Source organism: Vibrio genomosp. F10 str. 9ZD137 (assembly GCF_049974785.1).
Classification (GTDB): Bacteria; Pseudomonadota; Gammaproteobacteria; order Enterobacterales; family Vibrionaceae; genus Vibrio.
Genome location: NZ_JBNGCJ010000274.1, coordinates 1 through 5,692 on the forward strand (window position 1 = coordinate 1; position 5,692 = coordinate 5,692).

Sequence of the window (5,692 nt, forward strand, 5' to 3'; positions counted from 1 at the left end):
GACTTGAGAAAGTGCGTATATTTTATTATTAAAAGGACACACACTATAAACATGGTGTAGACCAAATTATTTGGACCCAAAAATTTCATCCTGTATCCATTTGGAAAACAAGCGGTATTTAGGTCTGTGTTCCATGCCGTTCACGGTAATTAACCAGTAATGCTTATCTGTTAGAGCTGCATTAAATGGTGAAACAAGATCGCCTGACTTTAATAAATCCCTAACCAGTATCCAGCGACCCATAGCTACGCCTACGCCATTTATTGCAGCAGATGTTGAAGAGTGGAAATCATCCACAACAAAGCTTCGATGATTTTCTAGCTCACGTTCTTCTTCGGCAAGCCATTGCATCCAATTCGATGAGTTAACGTTCCTAATTACAGTTAACCCACTTAAAGAGGGCGCTTCATCGTCGAGATTGTGCTTTTTAGCATACTCACGACTACAAATTGGCAAAATACTTTCGCGAACTAGTTCCTCACTATACAGCCCTTCAACACCTTCACTGTAAACGATGGCGAGATCCATTGTTTCATCATCAAATCTTTGTGATTCGCTAGAGGTAATGATCTGCACATCGAGGTCAGGGTATCTCTCAATAAATTTAGGCACGTTGGGTATTAGAACTTGAGAGGCGAAATATGGAGAGGTACCAATGCGTATCGTGCCTGTTGGATTAGGGTTTTTTAGGTCGTCGATCACATTATCTACTAACTCAAATGATTGAGACACTGACTTGAAAAGTTGATTCCCTTCTGGTGTTAGAGCTATGTTCCTCGGCTTTCTGACAAACAGAGTGCATCCCACCTCTTCTTCGAGACTCTTTATCCTATGGCTTACTGCTGCTTGGGTTATCCCAAATTTCTTTCCTGTATTTGTAAAGCTAAGCGTTCTTGCCACGCTCAAAAATAGATAAACATTGCTGTGGTTAACCGATGCTCTAATCATAGATAATTGCCAATATGGATTACTTATATTTATGAGTACATCAATATTCACGATTTGTAAACCCAGTTAACCCCTGTAATTCTAATGCATAAGAAAATTGCAGTTACACAACACAAAGGAATACAGCGTGAAAACATCATTAAAAGTTGTCGTTATTGGCGCAGGATCTAGCTACACCCCAGAACTGATTGAAGGGTTATTGCGTCGTTCTGATTCACTGCCAATTGGAGAGTTGTGGCTGGTCGATATTGAGGAAAGTCGATGGAAGGCTGAGATAATTTACGATCTTACAAAGCGTATGGCTGAGAGGGTTGGTAGTGAAATGAACATCATTCTTACTGAAGATAGAGCGTCTGCACTGGAAGATGCTGATTTTGTCTGCTCTCAATTCCGAGCCGGTTGCTTAGAGAGTCGTATTCGAGATGAAGGCATTGCTGCTAAATATGGAATGATTGCCCAAGAGACAAATGGCATTGTTGGCTTGGCTAATGCCTGCAGAACTATCCCGATTGCGCTAGAGATTGCTTATGAAATGGAAGAGCTTTGCCCTGATGCATGGCTACTTAACTTCACGAATCCGTCTGGCATGGTGACAGAAGCGATTCTTCAAAACAGTTCAACAAAAACCATCGGCCTTTGTAACGTTCCAGTGAATATGGAGCGAGGTGCAATGGAGCTGTTAAATGCTAAGCCTGAAGACTTCTTTATTCAAATTGCAGGGTTAAATCACCTAGTGTGGGCGCGTAAAATCCTCCATAAAAATCAAGACAAAATGCAATTCATTATAGATGAGGTTCTGGCCGGTAACGATAAAATGCGTCCTCAAAACATTGCTCAGTTTGATTGGTCAAGTGCCTTAATCAAAGACATGGGAATGCTGCCTTGTTCTTACCTTCGATATTTCTACGCAAGTGAAGATGTGTTGGCAAAGCTAGATCCGAAAGAGGGAGAAAACGTAAACCGAGCTGATGTTGTTAAAGAGATTGAAGCCAAACTGTTTGAAGTTTATCGAGATCCTGATCTGGCCGTTAAGCCAAAAGAGCTAGAGCTTCGTGGTGGTCAATATTATTCAGAATCAGCCTGTCGAATGATGAATGCGATTCACAACGATACGGGCGAAATCATGCATGTTAATACGCTGAACAAGGGCGCGATTCAAGGGTTGCCTGATGACTGTGCAGTGGAAGTCAGTGCAATGATAAAATCCTCTGGTGCTCATCCACTGAGCGTAGAAGCTTTCCCTGAAGATACTCTTCGATTAATTCAAACGATGAAGACCTTTGAAAGCCTCACAATTAAGGCTGCGATGAACGGTGATGTGAAAGCCGCATTACGCGCACTTGTTATGAATCCTCTTGTTGGTACTGGAGAGAAGCTTGAGATTGCTCTGAAAGAGACCTTGTTGCAAAACCTCAACTTACTTCCTGAATTTAAGCGCAAAGACATCGAGATTTTGAAGGGGGATTTTGAGTGAAGTTAATTATCAATGCCGATGATTTTGGCCTGACTAAAGGAACCAATTCAGCAATAGTTCAAGCGATGAAATTTGGCCTAGTGACAAGCACCACCTTGATGCTCAATCAATTAGGGACTGAAGATGCGATTGATATAATACAAACATACGACTTAGCCAACATTGGGCTTCACGTAAACATTTCGTCGGGTAAGGCGGTATCGAATATTGAAGATATTCCAGATCTTGTTGATGAAAATGGCATGTTCTTAGGACGCCGTCATCTAGCTAATGTGTGTGAGTCAATCTCATCGCATCAAGTCTATTTAGAGGCGATGAATCAGTACAAGTTGGCACTAAGTAAAGGGGTGAATATTAGTCATGTGGATTCACATCATTTTGCTGCTTTTTTGCCTAACTTGAAACGTGGATTTATAGAGTTCGCCAATGAAGTTGGCTTGCCAACCCGACGTCCTGATTACTATGACCAAGACTTAACCTCTTTGACGGTGCTAACACCAGATCAGTTTAGTGGGAAATTTTATGCAGGGCGATCGAATGAAGAAGGCTTCAAGCAAACCATTCTAGAGCTTAAAGAAAACAATCCTCGCGGAACGGCTGAAATCATGGCGCACCCTGCTCATTGCGACTTAGACCTAGCTGCAGTGTCTTCCTACACAGCACAACGCGAGCTTGAACTGAATATCCTTACCTCACCCCATATTAAACAATGGCTAGCTGAGCAAGGTGTGGAACTAATTAGCTTTAATGACTTACCAAGGAACAATCATGAAGAACGTTAACGTATTTGGCTATTTGCAAAAGGTTGGACAAGCCTTGATGGTCCCTATTGCGTGTTTACCTGCTGCAGCGATTTTAATGGGGGTAGGCTACTGGGTCGATCCGAACAGTTGGGGCAATGATAATGCGGTCGCTGCATTACTGATCAAAGCCGGTGGAGCAATACTCAAAAACATTCCATTACTGTTTGCTGTCGGTATTGCTTTTGGCATGTCAAAAGACCGCGATGGGTCAGCGGCCCTATCAGGGCTAGTGTGTTGGCTTGTCGTGATGGCACTACTTGATCCTGCTTCAATAGCAATGATTAAAGGGATCGACATTAGCGAAGTACCGGCAGCGTTTGCCAAATCGGATAACCAGTTTGTAGCTATTGTCGTTGGTATTGTGGCATCGGTGATATACAACCGATTCTCCGATACGCAGTTGCCTAAAGCGTTATCGTTCTTTAGTGGTAAGCGCCTTGTACCAATCTTAGCGGCTTTTGCGGGTATCGCGATAGCGGGCGTGTTCATGGAAATTTGGAACGGTCTTTTCTCTGGCATGACTAACTTTGGCACTTGGATGTATGAGCAAGGTGCTATTGGCTCTGGGTTATTTGGGTTCTTTAACCGATTGCTTATTCCTACGGGCTTACATCATGCGATCAACCCTGTTTTCTGGTACGACGTTGCCGGTATTAATGACATGCCTAACTTCTTAGGTGGCGCACAGTCTATCGCTGAAGGTCGCGCAGAGATTGGGGTTACTGGCCGTTACATGGCAGGTTTCTTCCCGGTCTTGATGTTTGGTCTGCCGGCCGCAGGCCTAGCAATGTATGTTACCGCGAAAAAGGAAAACAAATCTCGCGTTTCGTCACTGATGATAGCTGCTGCTTTTGCCTCGTTCTTTACTGGTGTAAGTGAGCCTATGGAGTTTGCCTTTATGTTCGCGGCTCCTGCTCTTTACGTCCTTCACTCTGTGTTCATGGGTATTTCTATGTACATCGCTTCGTCGATGGGATGGATTTCAGGCTTCGGTTTCTCAGCAGGCCTTGTTGACCTTGTACTGCAATCACATAACCCATTAGCAACTCAGTGGTACATGCTAATCCCACTGGGTTTATGTTTTGCCGTGCTGTACTTCGTTACATTCCGTTGGGCTATTCTTAAGTTCAATATAAAAACGGCCGGCCGTGAAGATGATAGTGATGAACTAGGCTCGACTACGACGCCTACCGACGAGTTAGAACTGGCGAAATCGTATGTAGCGGCACTGGGTGGCAAAGATAACCTTACTGAAATAAACGCCTGTATCACGCGCCTACGCTTATCGGTAAAAGACAAAACCTTGGTTAATGATAAGAAAATTAAATCTCTTGGCTCTTTGGGTGTCGTTCATGTCGGTGATCAGAACATGCAAATTATTATTGGCACTCAAGCCGAGTCCATTAGCTTACTAATGAAAACGGTTTAAGGATTGATGATGACCAGTAACACGTTATTAAGGCTGCCTATTGCGTTGGTATCAGCATCAATGGGTGTTTCTGGTCTAGCAACTGGCATTCAAGCCTCACAATTGGTTTTTATTAAACCATTGATTATCCCTTTGGCTTCACTGGCTGCGTTTATTCTTACAGTGATGATACTGAGCATGATTGCTCGAATGGCCTTCGATGCAAAAGGTCTGAAAGACGAGGTGCGCGTAGCGACGAAACGAAACTTCTTTGCATGCAGCACGATAACTATTTTCTTACTGTCGGGCCTAGTGCGTGAGCATGAAGTTTATCAGACGGCCTTATGGCTAGTAGGCACGGTAATACAAGTCCCGTTGCTGCTCGCCATCTTAATTGGGTGGGGAATCTATAAAGAAAAGACCCTTACTGAACTTAACCCAACGTTCTTGATTCCACCGTTAGCCAACGTTGTTTGCTCCATTTTTTCACCGGTTGAGTACATCGGAATTAGTCACCTGATGTATTTCACCGGAATGTTGATTGGTATTGTTGTTTACATAGCAATACTGGTTAAAACCCTGCAAGGGAAAGCTCCCCCTGTTCCTTTGTATCCGACGTTCTTTATTGGCCTTGCTACGCCATCAATGCTTTTACTCGGCTATCTGAAGATAGTTGGATTCACCGATCGCATTGCGGCTGGTATGTACGTCTGGTCTCTCTTGATTATTGTTGCTCTTGCAATAAACATGAAAAAATTTGAGGGGATGAAGTTTGGAGTATCAACGTGGGCTTTCACCTTTCCGCTTGCGGCATTTTCAACAGCGACATATAGGCTAGGCCTATTTACGGTAGGGCATTTTTTCTTATCCGCGACTTGTTTGGTCGTAGTGTATGTTGCGATTAAAACTGCAACTAACCTAAAGATTATTCTGAATCCTTAAGAGGAGCTGTGCGAAATAGGCTTGACACTCAAAAAGAGGAAATACAGATTAAAAGACATATTAAACATATTAAACATATTATTAAAAGGACAGACACTATAAAGAAGAAAACAACAT

General features: G+C 43.1%; 5 protein-coding genes. 4 read left to right on the plus strand and 1 reads right to left on the minus strand.

Annotated features, from left to right (window positions below; translation table 11 throughout):
- Window positions 1–66: 66 nt before the first annotated feature.
- Entirely contained in the window at window positions 67–999 is a 933-nt protein-coding gene (locus tag ACP45E_RS04700; protein ID WP_241824269.1) for a LysR substrate-binding domain-containing protein, read from the minus strand.
- Between the two features lie 76 nt (window positions 1,000–1,075).
- On the opposite strand from ACP45E_RS04700, the gene ACP45E_RS04705 reads away from it, so the two are divergent.
- Genes ACP45E_RS04705 through ACP45E_RS04720 form a run of 4 tightly spaced genes read left to right on the plus strand, consistent with a single transcriptional unit; the run spans window position 1,076 to window position 5,575 of the window.
- Window positions 1,076–2,422: a 6-phospho-beta-glucosidase gene (locus tag ACP45E_RS04705; RefSeq protein ID WP_017037303.1), complete on the plus strand. Its 1,347-nt coding sequence runs from the start codon at window positions 1,076–1,078 to the stop codon at window positions 2,420–2,422.
- A complete protein-coding gene (locus ACP45E_RS04710; RefSeq protein WP_017037302.1) occupies window positions 2,419–3,204 on the plus strand; it encodes a carbohydrate deacetylase in 786 nt (261 codons plus the stop codon). Before ACP45E_RS04705 ends, ACP45E_RS04710 begins: the two co-directional genes overlap by 4 nt.
- Entirely contained in the window at window positions 3,191–4,654 is a 1,464-nt protein-coding gene (nagE, locus tag ACP45E_RS04715; protein ID WP_017037301.1) for an N-acetylglucosamine-specific PTS transporter subunit IIBC, read from the plus strand. The genes ACP45E_RS04710 and nagE overlap by 14 nt, the downstream gene beginning before the upstream one ends.
- Before the next feature lie 9 nt (window positions 4,655–4,663).
- Window positions 4,664–5,575 carry a hypothetical protein gene (locus ACP45E_RS04720; RefSeq protein WP_017037300.1) on the plus strand — a complete coding sequence of 304 codons (912 nt, stop codon included), beginning with the start codon at window positions 4,664–4,666 and terminating at the stop codon, window positions 5,573–5,575.
- Window positions 5,576–5,692 lie beyond the last annotated feature (117 nt).

Coding starts and splice junctions, on each gene's coding strand:
- nagE (WP_017037301.1), top strand. CDS start 3,191: ATGAAGAACGTTAACGTATTTGGCTATTTGCAAAAGGTTGGACAAGCC.
- ACP45E_RS04720 (WP_017037300.1), top strand. CDS start 4,664: ATGACCAGTAACACGTTATTAAGGCTGCCTATTGCGTTGGTATCAGCA.